Source organism: Microbacterium sp. AK009 (genome assembly GCF_013410955.1).
Lineage (GTDB): Bacteria > Actinomycetota > Actinomycetes > Actinomycetales > Microbacteriaceae > Microbacterium.
In genome coordinates this window covers 403,732-419,355 of the sequence record NZ_JACCCG010000003.1, presented here as the reverse complement: position 1 = coordinate 419,355, position 15,624 = coordinate 403,732, and the positions used below count along the sequence as shown (strand labels likewise).

Annotated in this window: 16 protein-coding genes; 11 read left to right on the top strand and 5 right to left on the bottom strand. The window is 69.6% G+C overall.

Annotated elements, in window-relative coordinates; genetic code table 11:
- Position 1 precedes the first annotated feature (1 nt).
- A complete protein-coding gene (locus HDC37_RS08570; protein WP_179560096.1) occupies positions 2-784 on the bottom strand; it encodes an aldo/keto reductase in 783 nt (260 codons plus the stop codon).
- A gap of 208 nt (positions 785-992) precedes the next feature.
- On the opposite strand from HDC37_RS08570, the gene HDC37_RS08565 reads away from it, so the two are divergent.
- Genes HDC37_RS08565 through HDC37_RS08550 form a run of 4 tightly spaced genes read left to right on the top strand, consistent with a single transcriptional unit; the run spans position 993 to position 3,496 of the window.
- Positions 993-1,745, top strand: coding sequence for an SDR family NAD(P)-dependent oxidoreductase (locus HDC37_RS08565; RefSeq protein WP_179559976.1), 753 nt, complete (start codon positions 993-995; stop codon positions 1,743-1,745).
- A 57-nt stretch (positions 1,746-1,802) separates the two neighbouring features.
- A complete protein-coding gene (locus tag HDC37_RS08560) occupies positions 1,803-2,216 on the top strand; it encodes a TM2 domain-containing protein (RefSeq protein WP_179559975.1) in 414 nt (137 codons plus the stop codon).
- 10 nt (positions 2,217-2,226) lie between these two features.
- Positions 2,227-2,766: a flavodoxin domain-containing protein gene (locus HDC37_RS08555; RefSeq protein WP_179559974.1), complete on the top strand. Its 540-nt coding sequence runs from the start codon at positions 2,227-2,229 to the stop codon at positions 2,764-2,766.
- Positions 2,767-2,800: 34 nt separating this feature from the next.
- A complete protein-coding gene (locus HDC37_RS08550; protein WP_179559973.1) occupies positions 2,801-3,496 on the top strand; it encodes a hypothetical protein in 696 nt (231 codons plus the stop codon).
- Here the strand turns inward: HDC37_RS08550 and HDC37_RS08545 are convergent.
- Together HDC37_RS08545 and HDC37_RS08540 are read right to left on the bottom strand one after the other, a co-directional pair.
- On the bottom strand, positions 3,487-4,338 hold the full coding sequence (locus HDC37_RS08545) for a DUF2207 domain-containing protein (protein ID WP_179559972.1): 852 nt from the start codon (positions 4,336-4,338) through the stop codon (positions 3,487-3,489). The genes HDC37_RS08550 and HDC37_RS08545 overlap by 10 nt on opposite strands.
- A 32-nt stretch (positions 4,339-4,370) precedes the next feature.
- A complete protein-coding gene (locus HDC37_RS08540) occupies positions 4,371-5,591 on the bottom strand; it encodes an FAD-binding domain-containing protein (RefSeq protein ID WP_179559971.1) in 1,221 nt (406 codons plus the stop codon).
- 75 nt (positions 5,592-5,666) lie between these two features.
- On the opposite strand from HDC37_RS08540, the gene HDC37_RS08535 reads away from it, so the two are divergent.
- Positions 5,667-7,079 (top strand): MFS transporter, encoded by a 1,413-nt coding sequence (locus tag HDC37_RS08535; protein ID WP_179559970.1) that lies wholly within the window; start codon positions 5,667-5,669, stop codon positions 7,077-7,079.
- A 117-nt stretch (positions 7,080-7,196) separates the two neighbouring features.
- Here the strand turns inward: HDC37_RS08535 and HDC37_RS08530 are convergent, their stop codons facing one another.
- Complete coding sequence (locus HDC37_RS08530) at positions 7,197-7,424, bottom strand: RNA-binding S4 domain-containing protein (protein ID WP_179559969.1); 228 nt, start codon at positions 7,422-7,424, stop codon at positions 7,197-7,199.
- Between the two features lie 164 nt (positions 7,425-7,588).
- On the bottom strand, positions 7,589-8,971 hold the full coding sequence (locus HDC37_RS08525) for an MFS transporter (RefSeq protein WP_179559968.1): 1,383 nt from the start codon (positions 8,969-8,971) through the stop codon (positions 7,589-7,591).
- 128 nt (positions 8,972-9,099) lie between these two features.
- On the opposite strand from HDC37_RS08525, the gene HDC37_RS08520 reads away from it, so the two are divergent.
- The 6 genes from HDC37_RS08520 to HDC37_RS08495 are packed head-to-tail and all read left to right on the top strand — an operon-like array spanning position 9,100 to position 15,588.
- Positions 9,100-10,581, top strand: coding sequence for a fumarylacetoacetate hydrolase family protein (locus tag HDC37_RS08520; protein ID WP_179560095.1), 1,482 nt, complete (start codon positions 9,100-9,102; stop codon positions 10,579-10,581).
- A complete protein-coding gene (locus HDC37_RS08515) occupies positions 10,563-11,264 on the top strand; it encodes a GntR family transcriptional regulator (RefSeq protein ID WP_179559967.1) in 702 nt (233 codons plus the stop codon). Before HDC37_RS08520 ends, HDC37_RS08515 begins: the two co-directional genes overlap by 19 nt.
- Positions 11,265-11,282: 18 nt before the next feature.
- A complete protein-coding gene (gene hpaE, locus HDC37_RS08510) occupies positions 11,283-12,821 on the top strand; it encodes a 5-carboxymethyl-2-hydroxymuconate semialdehyde dehydrogenase (protein ID WP_179559966.1) in 1,539 nt (512 codons plus the stop codon).
- Positions 12,822-12,847: 26 nt separating this feature from the next.
- Positions 12,848-13,993 (top strand): 3,4-dihydroxyphenylacetate 2,3-dioxygenase, encoded by a 1,146-nt coding sequence (hpaD, locus tag HDC37_RS08505; protein ID WP_179559965.1) that lies wholly within the window; start codon positions 12,848-12,850, stop codon positions 13,991-13,993.
- An 18-nt stretch (positions 13,994-14,011) separates the two neighbouring features.
- Positions 14,012-14,797: a 2-keto-4-pentenoate hydratase gene (locus HDC37_RS08500; protein WP_179559964.1), complete on the top strand. Its 786-nt coding sequence runs from the start codon at positions 14,012-14,014 to the stop codon at positions 14,795-14,797.
- Positions 14,782-15,588, top strand: a complete 807-nt coding sequence (locus HDC37_RS08495) for an HpcH/HpaI aldolase/citrate lyase family protein (RefSeq protein ID WP_179559963.1) — start codon at positions 14,782-14,784, stop codon at positions 15,586-15,588. Before HDC37_RS08500 ends, HDC37_RS08495 begins: the two co-directional genes overlap by 16 nt.
- The last annotated feature ends 36 nt before the right edge of the window (positions 15,589-15,624 follow it).

The following is a 15,624-nucleotide window of genomic DNA, read 5'->3' as shown; positions in this document are numbered from 1 at the left end:
GTCAGTTCCGATCGTTCGGATCGACGCCGGTGCGCTCGCCGGTCTCGAGTTCGGCGATCGCGCAATGATCGGCAGAAGTCAGTGAGAAACCGAACAGATCGAGATTCTGCCGGATCCGCTCCGGGTGCACCGACTTGGGGATGACGGTGATGTCGTTCTCGAGATGCCAGCGCAGCACGACCTGCGCCGGTGTGACGCCGTGCGCCCGGGCGATCCTCGCCAGCGCCGGTTCCTCGATCAGACGACCCCGCGCCAAGGGCGACCACGCCTGCGTGATGATGCCGAGGTTCGCGTCGTACGCGCGCACGTGATGCTGGGGGAAGCGGGGGTGCAGCTCGACCTGATGCACCGCAGGGATGACGCCGGTCTCGGCGACGATGCGGTCGAGGTGCTCCGGGTGGAAGTTGCACACCCCGATCGAGCGGGCCCGCCCCTCCTCACGCAGACGGATCAGCGCGCGCCACGCATCCACGTACCGGTCACGCAGGGGAGCCGGCCAGTGGATGAGGTAGAGGTCGACGTAGTCGGTCCCGAGCTGATCGAGACTGTCGTCGAACGCTCGCAGGGTGGAGTCATACCCGTTGTCCTCGAAGCGCACCTTCGTGGCGAGGAACACCTCGCTGCGCGACACGGCGCTGCGCGCGAGGCCCGCCCCGACGCCCGCCTCATTGCCGTACATCGCGGCGGTGTCGATGCCGCGGTAGCCCGCGTCGAGGGCGACCTCCACGGCAGCGGCCGCCTCGTCATCCGTCATCTTGTACACGCCGAGGCCGACCCGCGGCATCCGGTGTCCATCGTTCAGCGGCACGCGACGGTCTTCTTCGTGGCTGACGGGCGGCTCGACGGCGTGCGACGGTGACACAGCCTCATGGTAGCCACCCCGACGCCGCCCGGAAACGCCCGGCCACAGGACCTTCGGCCCGCTTGCGAGCCGGTCGCCGCGATGCACTGAGCGTCACCGGCCGGATGCCGGGGGAAGTGGAGGAGCATCCATGTCGAACGGTTCGCATCGGTTTACAGGCCAGACCGTCATCGTCACCGGGGCCGGGGCCGGAATCGGGCAGGCCACCGTGAAGCGGCTCCTCGCCGAGGGCGCTCGGGTGATCGCGGTGGATGCCCTCGAGGAGAGACTCGTGCACCTGCCCGATGCGACCGATGGCCGCCTCGTCGCCGTCGCGGCCGACATCACCGACTCCGCATCCGCCGGCCGGATCCTCGACGCCGCGGGACCGCAGGTCGATGGGCTGGCGAACATCGCCGGCATCATGGACGGCTTCGAGCCGACGGCGGAGATCGACGACGCCACCTGGGATCGGGTGCTCGCCGTGAACCTCACCGGGATGATGCGGCTCACCCGCGCGGTCCTTCCGGGCATGGTCGAACGGGGGCGCGGGAGCATCGTCAACGTCGGGTCGGAGGCCGGGCAGCGGGGTTCCGCCGCGGGCACTCCGTACACGACGTCGAAGCACGCCGTGAACGGCTTCACCCTCAGCACGGCCTTCTTCTACTCACCCAAGGGCGTGCGCTGCAACGTCGTGGCTCCCGGACCCGTGGCTACGAGCATCGAGGCGCCCTTCCGATCCGAGTGGGCGCAGCAGCGACTCGGACCGTTCTTCCAGACCAACCTGCCGCCCGTCGCGCAGCCCGAGCAGCTCGCCTCGGCCATCGCATGGCTGTTGAGCGATGACGCATCGAACGTGTCCGGGGCCGTGCTGAGTGTCGACGGCGGCTGGGCCGCCGTCTGACGGGCGGCGGGACCTTCGGCCCCCGCCCACGGACGCCGCGCGGTCGATCCTGGACCCATGACGACCGATCGACAGCCCGCCGGCCCGGAGGCCGCGGCCTGGACCTCCCCCGCCGCGGCGGGCTCTCTCGACAGCGCCCCCGTGGTCGCCGAAGGTTCACGGTCTTTCGTCGCCGCGTGGCTTCTTTCGCTTCTGCTCGGATTCCTCGGGGTGGACCGGTTCTATCTCGGCAAGGTGGGCACCGGCATCCTGAAACTCCTCACCGCCGGAGGACTCGGCATCTGGTACGTCGTCGATCTCGTGATGCTGCTCGCCGGCCTGACGCGCGACGCCGAGGACCGGGCACCGTACGGATACGAGGGAGCCAAGAAGACCGCCTGGATCGTCACCGGCGCCTTCGCCGGCCTCGCCCTCCTGGGCGGCATCATCAACTCGGCCATCGCCGCGCTGGCGATGGCCGTCGGACAGTGAGGAGTCGGCGATGAGAGTGCTCGTCACCTATGCCAGCAAGAACGGCTCGACCGAGGAGATCGCCGAGGCGATCGCCGATGAGCTGATGGCGTACGGTCTGGACGTCGAATGCGGCTCAGCCCACGACGCGGACGCCTCGGACGTGGATGCGGTGATCCTCGGGAGCGCGGTGTACGCGGACCGGTGGCTGCGTCCCGCGCGGCGCTTCCTCAAGGAGGAGTCCGACCGTCTTCGCGGGATCCCGTTCTGGATCTTCAGCTCGGGGCCGTTCGGTGAGCAGGCGACGAGCCCGACCGACGACGACCTCCGCTGGCAGGAGCCGCCGCGGGTGCTGAGCCGCGCGGAAGCCCTGGGTGTGCGCGAACACGTCGTGTTCGGCGGTCGCCTTCCCACCGAGCCGCACGGATTCATCGAGAACGCCATGGTTCGCAACACCCCGGACGACGCCCGCGATGCCCGGGACTGGTCGGCGATCCGCACGTGGGCGGCCTCGATCGCGCACGAGCTCGGCGCGAAGGAACGCATCGGACGCCCGATCGTCAGCACCTGACGTCCCGGATCTTCCCGGCGCGAAGGAGCACATGATGAAACGACTTTCGGTTCAGATCGTCCTGGGGGTCCTGGTCCTGGTGGCGGGGGCGCTGCTGCTGATCCAGGCAACCGCGGTGGCGACGGTACCGCCGCTCATCTGGGCCGGCGTGCTGCTCGCCGGCGGCGCCACGTTCTGGTTCGTGTTCTTCGCCGACCGCCCCTCGTGGTGGGCCGCGATCCCCGGAGCCGCGCTGATCGGCGCCGCCATCACCATGGTGATGGAGCTCGACCCCGCCGGTCTCGGACAGTGGAGGGAGGTGCCGATGCTCGCGGTTCTGGGCGTGGGTTTTGCGGCCGTGTACCTGCGCGACGACGAACGGTGGTGGGCGGTGATTCCCGCCGGCACCCTCATCACCCTGTCGGTGGTCACGGGGCTGGCCGAGGCGATCTCCGCGTCGGTGGTGGGCGCGACGTTCCTGTTCGGCGCGGCCGTCACCTTCGCCCTGGTGGCGCTGCTGCCGGGGGGCGCAAACCGCCGGTGGTGGGCGTGGATCCCCGCCGGCGTGCTCGCCGCTGGCGCGATCATCGTCCTCTTCACCGCCGCGGAGTGGTTCACCGTTCTGACCTACGTCTGGCCGGTGGTGGTCATCATCGCCGGCGGGGTCTTGATCTGGAACGCCGTGCACACCCACCGGCAACGGACTCGGGAACTCCCGGTCGTTCGCGCGGACAACAGTCCTCACGACTGACGCGGCGGGCCCTTCCGGCTCGCGCCGCTCCGACGCCGCCTGCCCATCACGACGATCCCCGCCCCGACGCCGAGCGCCGCCGCACCCGTCAGCGCAAGCACCCACCCGACCGTCGCGCCTGAGCCGTCCTCGACCGCCGTGAAGGTGTCTGGAGCGAACCCGACGACCAGGGACATGGTCTCATCGGCCGCGAGGTCGGTCGCGGACGCCTCGATCAGCACGGCGCCGAGCTGGCCTGGAGTGATCGCCAGGTCGCAGTCCTTCGTTGACCCCTCCGGCGCGATGAGGCACCGCGGCTGGCCCTCGAGCGAGGGGACGAGTTCTTCCGGCACCCGGAACGTCGCGCGGACCTCCCCGATGGCAGACGAGCGCTCGCGCCCGGTGACGGCCCAGGTGAGCTCCTGCGCCTGCGAGCCGTCGCCGACGGTGACGACTCCGTCCACCGTGTAGGTGAAGACGAAAGTCTGAGTGCCGCGGAGGCCTTCTGGGGCGAGCGATGTCATCGAGAAGCCACCATCGGAGGTCTCGACCTCGCTCGGGCGCTCTGCTCCGTCGCCGTCGGTGACCGAGATCAGCCGAGGGAGTCGCGCCGTGTCGCCCGAGGAGTCGGCGACGTCGCGCCGCATGCCGCGACTCTCGCCGGACGCCGGGAACCGGGCGACGAAGGTCTCGGCGACGGTGAGGGCGCTGACACCGTTCTGCCCACGGCCGATCCCCACGTCGGCCTGCATGGTCTCGATGACGACGTCGTCGCCGTCGGTCGAGATCGCCGCCGTCGCCGAACCGCCGGCGACGACCGTCGAGAGCAGAGCGCCCGCGGCGGCGAACGCGGCGGCGCGCATGCGCCATCCCTTCCAGGAACGGATGCCGCGGATCATCGAAGCGGCGACGCCGGGATGCCCTGCTGCGCGAGCAGCTGCGGGATCTGGGTGCGGAAGGGGAAGAAGCCGCGCTGAGCATGCGGCCAGGCGAGCGCGTCCCACCCACGTCGAGCCGTGCCGAACGCGATGCCGAGATCGTGGAGGGCGGCGCGGAGCGCCGTCGTCCGCTCGGCCACCGGACCGACCGGCGCGTACGGGATGACGACGGTGTCGACCTTCTCCGCCGCGGCCCATTCGACGACCGCGTCGGGCGAGCCGGCGCCGACGGCGTGGGCGGCGGCTCCGTGCGCCGCGCGCGCGAGCCCATCGGCGAGGGCGCCGACGGTGAAGGCGCCGACGGCTTCCGATGCTCCCAACGGAGAGCGGCTGCCGGGCTCGGCGTACCCCGCGAGCGAGACGACGCGCGCGTCGTCGAGGAAGGAGTGCTCGCGACGAAGACTGTCCAGGGCCAGGTCTTCCTCGTGCAGCAGCACCCCCACGCGTCGGCCTGACGGAGCAGGTTCGGCGGACGGGATCGGCGAGCGCGGGGGCAGCGGCTCCTCGGAGAGGGCAGCGGCGCTGGTGGCGAGTCCCTGCGGGTGGAAGCGACCCTCGGTGTAGCGCGCGATGTTCGATGCCGTGGCGAGATAGGTCTTCCCCACCGTCTGGAGCCCTGCGACCCACCGCCACGACAGGGTGTTCGACGCGGCATCCCCATCGAGCAGGTGCCGGTAGAAGAAGTCCGCGCCGAGCTGCCAGGGCAGACGCAGCGTGAAGACCCAGATGCTGGCGAACCACATGCGCGTGTGATTGTGAAGATACCCGGTCTCGACGAGCTCGCCGGCCCAGGCGTCCAACGCGTCGATGCCGGTGCGCCCCGCGACCGCATCGCGATACTCCGGCGTGTCGGCGCTGCCGGCGTCGATGAGCGCAGCGACGTCACGCCGGTACCGCCGCCACACCTCGGGGTTCTGCTCGAGCCATCCCTTCCAGTAGGTGCGCCACATGACCTCCTGCACGAACTTCTCGGCTGCCGACAGGCTGTGCTGCTCGAGCACGGCCGCCACGACCTCGCGCTCGGTCACGAGCCGGTGCCGGATGTACGGAGACAGCGACGACACGTTCGTGCGCGGAAGACCGGTGTCGACGTTGCGCTGTCGCGCGTAAGCCGACCCCGCTCGGGGAACGAAGTCCGCCAAAGCCTCGAGGCCGGCCGCACGCGTGGGGACGAACATGCCGCCATTATGTGTTCCCCGGACGCGGTGGGCTCCGATATGGCTAGCATCGAGGCACCGACCGCCGGGAATGACATGACCACTGCCCCGCGCCCTGCGCCGTCCCCCTCTCGCTCGACGCTGCGCTTCCTGCCGGTCGGGGTGGCGCTGCTGTGCGTGCAACTGGACTTCTTCTCGCTCGGTCTCGCCTTGCCCTCGATCGCCTCCGCCTTCGGCTCCTCCGTCACCGACCTGCAATGGGTGCTGTCGGCGTACATGCTCTCCCTCGGAGCGTTCTCGGTTCCGGCCGGACGCGTGGGTGACGTCATCGGTCGGCGTGCCGCCGTCGTCGTCGGTCTGGGCCTGTTCGCCGGGGCTTCCGTCCTGTGCGCGCTGAGCGGGGGCGTCGGCGCCATCGTGGCCGGACGCCTCATCCAGGGCGTGGGGGCCGCGCTCATCCTGCCGAACGCATTCGCGCTCATCACCAATGACACCGACGACGCCGAGCGCCCGCGCGCGCTCGGCTGGATGATCGGGGTATCCGGGCTCGGCACCGCCCTCGGCCCGATCGTCGGCGGACTGCTGGCATCCACCATCGGGTGGCCCTGGGTCTTCTGGCTGAACATCCCGCTGGCCGCGGTCGCGGCGCTCGGCACCGCGCGGGTGCGTGATTCGCGCAATCCCGAGGCCGGTTCGTCGCTGCGCACGATCGACTGGGCGGGGGTGGCGACCGTGATCCTGGGCCTCGGACTGCTGAGCGTCGGCATCGACAATGTTCCCGAACTGGGCTGGTTCGCGCCGCTGTCCTCCGGTCTCATCGTTGCCGGAGTGGTGGGACTCGTTCTCTGGGTTCTCGTCGAGCGGCGCGCGACCTATCCCCTGATCCACGCCTCGCTGCTGCGCAACCGCGCCTATCTCGCGCTGCTCAGCGTCGGCACGATCGGCAACATGGGCACGAACGTCCTCATCGTCACGGCGACCTTCACCCTGCAGTCGGTGCGCGGCTTCGATCCGCAGGTCTCGGGCCTGTACTTCCTGGCCGGGTCGACCGGGGTGGCCATCGCCGGGCCCATCGTCGGAAAGCTGTGTCAGCGCTGGTCGGCCATCCGCGTGCTCGGGGCGACCACCGCCCTGACCGCTGTCGGCCTGTCCGCCATGCTCGTGGACGCCCTCCCCCTGTACTGCGTCGCGATGTTCGCTGCCGGCCTGGCGGGAGGCATGACCTTCTCAGCCGCACAGATCGGCGTGCAGACGGTCGTGCCGCCCCGGATGTCGGGCGAGGCGACGAGTTTCATGCTCATGCCCGTGGTCGCCCTCGGCGGTCTCGGCGTCGTGATCGTCTCGGGGGTGATCGAGGCGATCGGCAGAGGGGAACCGACGCCGACCGGCATCGACGCGGTCCTCGTCGGCTACTCCGCCGTGCTCCTGGTCACGGGGGTGACGTTGCTCGTCGCCGAGCACGCCGGGCTTTTCCGCCCGAAGGGCGTGGCATCGCCGAGCCGACCGTGATGTCACCCGGAAGGCCGTGATGCCACCCGGAAGGCGAGGTCGCTCACCGTACCTCGAGGATCAGAACCCGCCCGCGTTGCGACCTCCGCCCGTCCCGCGGGACCGACCTTCGGCCGGTCATGCGCAGACGCGCACCCGTCGTCTCTCGAACATCACGACATCGCCGAGCTGCAGCTGCCGCCCGCGGCGGCGCTCCACCTCGTCGTTGACCGTCACGAAGCCGTCGATGATCGCCTCTTTGACGTCACCGCCGGAGTCGAGAACGCCGGCGAACTTCAGGAACTGCCCGAGGCGGATGCCCTCGCCGCCGATCGAGACATCGGTGATCGGCGTCGCATCCGGCATCCTCGAATGCTAGCCCGTCATGCAGAACGGATGAGGCCTGCGCACTACCGACGGAAGGACTCGTGCGAGATCGCCCTCCGCTGCGCGACACAGAACCGACATCGCCGGATTCATCCGCGTCGCCGACGCGATGCGGGCCCCCCGGTGTGGTCGAGGTCGGGTCTTCAGGCTCTCGCGAGTCCGTAGATCGGGCTCTTCGCCTGCTCCGCCTCGTGGTCGGGACCCAGCGGGATGCCGGTGCGGTCGCGCAGCACGAGCGTCGCCGCCAGGCCGAGCACCGTCATCCCCGCGAGATAGAGGGCGACCGACCAGGTCGACCCGGTCGCCTGCACCAGCGCCGTCGCGATGGTCGGCGCGAACGCGCCGCCGAGGATGGCGCCGATCGCGTACGAGATCGACACTCCCGAGAATCGGATCGAGGCCGGGAACAGCTCGGCGTAGTACGCCGCCTGCTGACCGTAGGTGAAGCCGAGCCCGATGGCGAGGATCGCCAACCCCGCGAAGAGGAGACCGATGTCACCGGTGTTCACGAGGGGGAACAGGGCGAACACTCCCACCAGCTGCAGCAGCCAGCCGCCGATGTACGTGGTGCGACGACCGATCTTGTCGCTGAGCCATCCGGCGACCCATGTGGAGGCCAGCCAGAACACCGCAGAGCCGGTGACGGCGAGCAGCACGCTGCTGCGCTCCAGCGCCAGCGGACCCTCGGGGTTGGTGGCGTAGTTCTGGATGTACCCGCCGGTGGTCATGTACCCCACCGCGTTGTTGCCGGCGAAGACGAGCGCGGCGATCAAGACCAGCAGGGCGTGCTTGCGGAACAGCTGCGCGATCGGAGTGCGGGTGCGCTCCTTCCGCTCGGCCAGCTCGACGAAGACCGGGCTCTCCTCTACGCGGCGACGGATGTAGTAGCCCACGAGGATGAGCACGATCGAGAAGAGAAACGGCACGCGCCAGCCCCACTCGAGGAACGCGTCCCCGGGGGCGAGGACCGACATCAGCGCCATCATCCCCGAGGCGAGGAGGAGGCCGATCGGCACACCGATCTGGGGCGAGGCACCGAAGAGCCCGCGCTTGCGCTTGGGTGCGTGTTCGACGGCCATCAGCACCGCGCCGCCCCACTCACCGCCCGCCGAGATGCCCTGCAGGATGCGCAGGACGATGAGCAGAATGGGCGCGGCGACGCCGATGGCCGCGTACGTGGGCAGGAGGCCGACGAGGGTCGTCGCGACCCCCATGAGGATGAGCGTGATCACGAGCACGATCCGGCGGCCGTACTTGTCGCCGAAGTGACCGGCGAGGAAGGCGCCGAGCGGGCGGAACAGGAAGCTGATACCGACGGTGAGGAACGACAGGATGATCCCCATGGTCTCGCCGAGCGGCGCGAAGAAGAGCTGGGCGAAGACCAGCCCCGCCGCCTGGGCGTAGATGAAGAAGTCGTACCACTCGACCGTGGTTCCCACCACGGTGGCGAACACGACACGGCGGCGATCCTTCGGTGTGCTGATGGTGCCGGTAGGGGTGAACCCCTCTTGCGATGTCTCGCTCATCCTGTGACTCCTCACGACGACGTTGTCTCCGGCGGTGCGCATCGCTTGCCGGGTCGGTGACGATAATATACGATTTGGAATATGCTGCAAGTGCGAGGGCAAGGGAGCTCATGATGGAAGACACCGCCATGACGGATGCCGCCACTCGGCGATTCTCCGTGCTCCCCCAGCGCCCGGGGAAGATCGTGGCGATCCACCTCAGCTACGCCTCGCGTGCCGATCAGCGCGGCCGCCGCCCGGCGGCGCCGTCGTACTTCCTCAAGCCGTCGAGCTCCGTCGCCGCGTCCGGTGACACCGTCGAGCGCCCGGCCGGCACTGAACTGCTGGCCTTCGAGGCCGAGGTCGCGCTCGTCATCGGCCGCGATGCCCGCCGCGTCGGCGTCGATGACGCGTGGTCGCACGTCGGCTGGCTCACCGCTTCCAACGACTTCGGCCTGTACGACCTGCGGGCGAGCGACAAGGGCTCGAACGTCCGCTCCAAGGGCCGCGACGGCTACACGCCGCTCGGGCCCGGGCTCATCGACGCGCGCGAGGTCGATCCCGCCGGCATCCGCGTCCGAGCCTGGGTGAATGGCGAACTCGCGCAGGACGACACCACCGACGGGATGATCTTCCCGTTCGCCCAGCTCGTCGCCGATCTGTCGCAGCACATGACCCTCGAGCGCGGCGATGTCATCCTCACCGGCACGCCGGCGGGGTCATCGGTCGTCGTTCCCGGCGACGTCATCGAGGTCGAGGTGGATGCCCCGCACGCGCCCGGCGCCCCGTCGTCCGGCCGACTGCGCACGACGGTGGTCCAGAGCGAGCACGGGTTCGACGCCGGCATCGGCTCCCTCCCCGCTGTCGACGACCTGCAGCGCGCCGAGGCCTGGGGCTCCCGGGAGGCGGCGGGACTCCCCACTGACACGCCTCCGGGCCTGACACCTGAGCTGCGCGCCAAGCTCGAACGCACCCCGGTCGCGGGGCTGTCGCAGCAGCTGCGCAAGTGCGGCCTGGACAACGTCACCATCGACGGCGTCCGCCCCCTCCATCCCGGGAAGAAGCTCGTGGGCCTCGCCCGTACCCTGCGCTTCGTGCCGAACCGGGAAGACCTCTTCGACGGCCACGGCGGCGGCTACAACGCCCAGAAACGCGCGTTCGACGCGGTCGGCGACGGCGAGGTCCTCGTCATCGAGGCGCGCGGAGAGGCCGGGTCGGGAACGCTCGGCGACATCCTGGCGATCAGGGCCCATGCACGCGGCGCGGCGGGCATCGTCACCGATGGCGGCGTGCGCGACATCGACGCCGTCACCGCCGTCGGCATCCCGGTGTACACGGCGGGGGCTCATCCCGCCGTCCTCGGACGCCGCCACGTGCCGTGGGACGCCGACCTCACGATCGCGTGCGGCGGAACCACCGTCCAGCCCGGCGACATCCTCGTCGGCGACGCGGACGGTGTCATCGTGATCCCGCCGGCACTCGTCGAGGACGTCGTCGACGCGGCCCTGGAGCAGGAGATCGAAGACGGCTGGATCGCCGACCAGGTCGCCCAGGGGCATCCGGTCGAAGGCCTCTTCCCGCTCACCGGGGAATGGAAGGAACGGTACCGCGCATGGCGAGCGGAGAAGTGACCGCGCAGGCGGCGAGCCTGAGCAAATCGCAGCGCGCCTATCACTGGGTGAAGGAGCGCATCTCCTCCCAGGAGTTCACGCCCGGCTACCGGCTGGTGCTTGGCACCATCGCCGCCGAGCTCGACATGAGCGTCGTACCCGTGCGCGAGGCGATCCGCCAGCTCGAAGCGGAGGGCCTGGTGACGTTCGAACGCAACGTCGGCGCCCGGGTATCGATGGTCGACGACACGCAATACCGCTTCAGCATGCAGGCGCTGTCGATCCTCGAGGGCACGGCGACGGCGCTCGCCGCCCGCCGGCTGACCGTCGACGACGTCCGTCATGCCCGCGAGATCAACGCGCGGATGATCGCCTCGCTCGCCGACTTCGACCCCCGCTCCTTCACCCGACTGAATCAGGAATTCCACGCCACCCTCTACGGCAAGTGTGCGAACCCGCGGATGCTCGAGCTCGTCGAGTCGGAGTGGGCGCGACTCGGACACCTCCGCGACTCGACCTTCAGCTTCGTGCCCGGACGCGCGCAGGAGTCGGTGCAGGAGCACGAGAACATCCTCCGGCTCATCGAGACCGGCGCACCGCTCGGCGAGATCGAGAAAGCCGCGCGGCGACACCGTTCAGCCACCCTCGACGCCTACATGATCCACGAACACCCCGACGAGACCCTCGGCCTCCCGGCCTTCTGACCCTCGCGAAGGAGCACCATGACAGACACCGCCGCGCGCACCACCGAGCGCCATGTGCCCGCCGATCTGCCCGACCACATTCAGCACTACATCGGTGGTGAATCCGTCGACTCGCTCGACGGCGCGACCTTCAACGTGCTCGACCCGGTCTCGAACGAGACCTACCTCACCGCGGCGGCGGGAAAGAAGGCCGACATCGATCGCGCCGTCGCCGCGGCGCGCGTCGCCTTCACCGAGGGGCCGTGGCCGAGGATGCTGCCGCGCGAGCGTTCGCGGATCCTCCACCGCATCGCCGATATCGTCGAGTCGCGCGACGCCCGCCTCGCCGAGCTCGAGTCCTTCGATTCGGGCCTGCCGATCACCCAGGCCCTCGGCCAGGCCCGGCGCGCGGCGGAGAACTTCCGCTTCTTCGCCGACCTGATCGTCGCTCAGGCCGATGACACCTACAAGGTGCCGGGGCGCCAGATCAACTACGTCAACCGCAAGCCCATCGGCGTCGCGGGCCTCATCACGCCCTGGAACACGCCGTTCATGCTCGAGTCGTGGAAGCTGGGTCCTGCCCTTGCGACCGGGAACACCGTCGTGCTGAAGCCCGCCGAGTTCACGCCCCTCTCGGCGTCGCTGTGGGCGGGCATCTTCGAGGAGGCCGGCCTGCCGACAGGCGTGTTCAATCTCGTCAACGGCCTCGGCGAAGAGGCCGGAGACGCTCTGGTGAAGCATCCCGATGTGCCGCTGATCTCGTTCACCGGCGAGAGCCGCACCGGGCAGATCATCTTCGGCAACGCCGCTCCCTACCTCAAGGGTCTGTCGATGGAGCTCGGCGGCAAGTCGCCGGCCGTCGTCTTCGCCGACGCCGACCTCGACGCCGCCGTCGACGCGACGATCTTCGGCGTCTTCTCGCTCAACGGCGAGCGCTGCACTGCAGGCTCCCGCATCCTCGTCGAGCGGGAGATCTACGACGAGTTCGTCGAGCGCTACGCCGCGCAGGCCAAGCGCGTCCGGGTCGGCTATCCGCACGATCCCGCCACCGAGGTCGGCGCGCTCGTGCACCCCGAGCACTATGACAAGGTCGTCTCCTACATCGAGATCGGCAAGTCCGAGGGGCGCCTGGTCGCCGGTGGTGGCCGCCCCGAGGGCTTCGAGACGGGCAACTTCGTCGAGCCGACGGTGTTCGCCGACGTCGCGCCGGACGCGCGGATCTTCCAGGAGGAGATCTTCGGCCCGGTCGTCGCGATCACCCCGTTCGACACCGACGAAGAGGCGCTCGAGCTCGCGAACGGCGTGAAGTACGGGCTCGCGGCTTACATCTGGACGAACGATCTGAAGCGCGCCCACAACTTCTCGCAGGCCGTCGAGGCGGGCATGGTGTGGCTGAACTCCAACAACGTCCGCGACCTCCGCACCCCCTTCGGCGGGGTCAAGGCCTCCGGCCTCGGACATGAGGGCGGGTACCGCTCGATCGACTTCTACACCGATCAGCAGGCCGTGCACATCACGCTCGGCACCGTGCACAACCCCACCTTCGGTAAGAGCGGCGACGCAGCCGCATCCCACTGACGAGAATCTCACGCAAGGACGCTGACATGAGCCACCGCGACACCATGACCCTGACCTCCTCCGGCTTCTGGGTGAGCCAGGAGGCGCCGATCCAGTCGGCGAACCCGATCCCCACCCCGACCTCCCCGGCACCCGACATCCTGCGGTGCGCGTACATGGAGCTGATCGTCACCGACCTCGCCGCCTCCCGCGAGTTCTACGTCGACGTGCTCGGCCTGCACGTGACGGAGGAGGACGACGCCGCGATCTACCTCCGCTCGACCGAGGAGTTCATCCACCACAACCTCGTGCTGCGCCAGGGCCCGCTCGCCGCGGTGGCCGCCTTCTCGTACCGCGTCCGCTCCGCCGAAGACCTCGACAAGGCGGTGGCGTTCTACTCCGAGCTCGGCTGCGAGGTGCGGCGCGAGAAGAACGGGTTCACCAAGGGCATCGGGGACTCCGTACGGGTGATCGATCCCCTGGGCTTCCCGTACGAGTTCTTCTTCGCCACCGAGCACGTCGAGCGCCTGTCGTGGCGGTACGACCTCTACAGCCCCGGCGAGCTCGTGCGGCTCGACCACTTCAACCAGGTGACCCCCGACGTCCCGCGGGCGGTGAACTTCATGCAGTCTCTCGGCTTCCGCGTCACCGAAGACATCCAGGACGAGGAGGGCACCGTCTACGCCGCCTGGATGCGCCGGAAGCCCACCGTTCACGACACGGCGATGACCGGCGGCGACGGCCCGCGCATGCACCACGTCTGCTTCGCCACGCATGAGAAGCACAACATCCTCGCCATCTGCGACAAGCTCGGAGCGCTCCGCCGTTCCGACGCGATCGAGCGCGGACCCGGCCGCCACGGCGTTTCGAACGCGTTCTACCTGTATCTGCGCGACCCCGACGGTCACCGGGTCGAGATCTACACGCAGGACTACTACACCGGCGACCCCGACAACCCTGTCGTCACCTGGGACGTCCACGACAACCAGCGGCGCGACTGGTGGGGAAACCCCGTCGTCCCGTCCTGGTACACCGAGGCCTCCCTCGTGCTCGACCTCGACGGCAACCCGCAGCCGGTCGTCGCCCGCACCGACTCCTCCGAGATGGCGGTGACGATCGGCGCCGACGGCTTCTCGTACACCCGGGCCCCGGGGCAGAACGACGGCGAGTTCAAGCTCGGCAACCAGCTGTGAGCGGGAGGAGGACACCGGATGCTGCCTGCTGACACCATCGCGCGGATCGCCGAGGAGCTCGCCGAGGCCGATCGCACGAACGGCGTGATCCCCCGCATCACCGCGCGGTACCCCGAGGCGACGGTCGAGGACTCCTACGCGATCCAGGGGGTGTGGCGCGACCGCAACATCGCCGCCGGGCGGCGTCTCGTAGGCCGAAAGATCGGCCTGACGTCCAAGGCGATGCAGGAGGCGACCGGCATCACCGAGCCCGACTACGGGGTGATGTTCGACGACACCGTCTACCGCTCCGGCGACGAGATCGATGCATCCCGCTACTCGAACGTGCGCATCGAGGTCGAGCTCGCCTTCGTGCTCGGCCGACCGCTCGAGGGCCCCGCCTGCACCCTCGACGATGCCCTGGCCGCGATCGACTACGCCGTGCCCGCCCTGGAGGTGCTGAACTCGCACATCGAGCTGGAGGGGCGCACGATCGTCGACACGATCTCGGACAACGCCGCCTACGGCGCGATGGTGCTCGGCGACGTGCGCAGGCGTCCCGACGAGATCGACCTGCGGTGGGTCCCCGGCGTGCTCTCGCGCAACGGCGAGATCATCGAGACGGGTGTCGCCGCCGGCGTGCTCGGACACCCGGCCACCGGAGTAGCGTGGCTCGCGGGCAAGCTCGCCCAGCACGATGCCCGCCTGGAAGCGGGCGAGATCATCCTGGCCGGGTCGTTCACCCGACCGATGTGGGTGAGAGCCGGTGATGAGGTGCTGTGCGACTACGGACCGATGGGGACGATCACATGCCGCTTCGTCTGAGCCCCACCTTCCGGGCCGCTCTCGCGGCATCCGATCGAGCACTCGCGGGTATCTGGGTGTGCTCGGGCTCGCCACTCGTGGCCGAGATCTGTGCCGGGTCGGGCCTGGACTGGACGCTCATCGACATGGAACACGCTCCGAATGGCCTCGAGTCGGTGCTCGCGCAGCTGCAGGCCGTCGCCGCGTACCCGATCACCCCGGTGGTCCGCGTGCCGAGCAACGATCCGGTCGTGATCAAGCAGGTGCTCGACCTCGGCGCGCAGAACCTGCTCGTGCCGATGGTGTCGTCGAGGGCCGACGCGGAGGCGGCCGTGTCGGCCGCGCGGTATCCCCCGCGCGGTCAGCGCGGTGTGGGGTCTGCCCTCGGACGCTCGGCCCGGTGGAACCGGATCGACGGCTACCTCGGCGACGCCGACGAGCACGTCTCGCTGTTCGTGCAGGTCGAGACGGCAGCCGGTGTCGACGCGGCATACGAGATCGCCGCCGTCGACGGTGTCGACGGCGTCTTCGTCGGTCCGAGCGACCTCGCCGCTTCCCTGGGTGTGCTCGGGCAGCAGACGCATCCCGAGGTGATCGCCGCCGTGCACCGCGCGTTCGAGGCGGTGATCGCCGTCGGCAAACCGGTCGGCGTGAACGCCTTCGACCCGGAAGCGGCGCAGTCGTACATCCACGCCGGCGCGTCCTTCGTGCTCGTCGCCGCCGACGTCTCGATCCTCGCCCGCAGCTCCGAAGCGCTGGCGGCTCGATGGGCGCCGGCGACGACCGCGGAGACCGACCGCGCGAGCTACTGACGTCTCTACCTGCTCCGCGCCTGGCCGGCGGCATCC